At 50.7% G+C, this 914-nt stretch carries 1 protein-coding gene; it reads right to left on the reverse strand.

The annotated features are described in order from the left end of the window. Positions 1-34: 34 nt before the first annotated feature. Positions 35-826, reverse strand: coding sequence for an IS5 family transposase (locus tag C7B65_RS27025; protein ID WP_073075391.1), 792 nt, complete (start codon positions 824-826; stop codon positions 35-37). Positions 827-914 lie beyond the last annotated feature (88 nt).

A 914-nucleotide genomic window follows, 5' to 3' on the forward strand; every position in this document is an offset into this window, starting at 1 on the left:
AGAGGGTGTTTTAAAAGTTGTAGCGGGTCAAATTTTACGCCAAGCGCTTGACCATAATCCGAATCATTGCCAGATAGATAAAGGTCTCTGATGTTTCTGGCAATAACTCATAGTCGCGAACTAAGCGACGGCAGTGCATCAGCCAGCCAAAAGTACGTTCGACGACCCAACGCTTCTTGAGCAGGACAAAGCCTTGCGTCTGTTCCGGGCGCAGCACGACCTGGACAATCCAATGACAGACGCTGATCACCCACTGCATGAATGGAAAGCCATCGAAGCCGCCATCGACCCAAATCGTATGGAGACGAGACACCGCTTTATCTCGCTGCCGCACCCGTTGGAGGACTTGTTTGCCGCCTTCGCGTTCTCCAGTACTAGCTGCTGCGACAAACACGCGCAAGACCAAGCCGAGCGTGTCTACGGTGGTAAATCGCTTGCGTCCTTTAATCTGTTTGCCTGCGTCGAAACCCACCGCTTCATGCACTCCCGCTGCACTTTTCACACTTTGACTATCGAGCACGGCTTCCGATGGACTCGGTTGCCGCCCTTGTTCGATGCGAGTACAACGGTACAAGCGGTCATGAATATTGACCCATGTTCCATCTTTACGCCAATTACGAAAGTAGGTATACACCGTCTGCCAAGCGGGGAAATCGCCGGGTAATGCTCGCCAGCGTACCCCTTCCACTAAGATGTAGAAAATTGCATTGAGTACCTCCCATAAATCAACTTCTCGTGGTCGCCCACCTGATTTTGCCTCTGGCAACAGGTCGCTCAGTAATTCATATTCAGCGAGGGTCAGATTGCTGGGATAGGATTTACTCATGTTGCTCTCTCGGTGCTGTAGTTGTTGTATTTACAGCGTATTACCGGAGAGCTTTTTTACGCTTCACCTGACTTTTAAAACACCCTCT

This window comes from Phormidesmis priestleyi ULC007 (assembly GCF_003003695.1).
Classification (GTDB): domain Bacteria; phylum Cyanobacteriota; class Cyanobacteriia; order Leptolyngbyales; family Leptolyngbyaceae; genus Phormidesmis_A; species Phormidesmis_A priestleyi_A.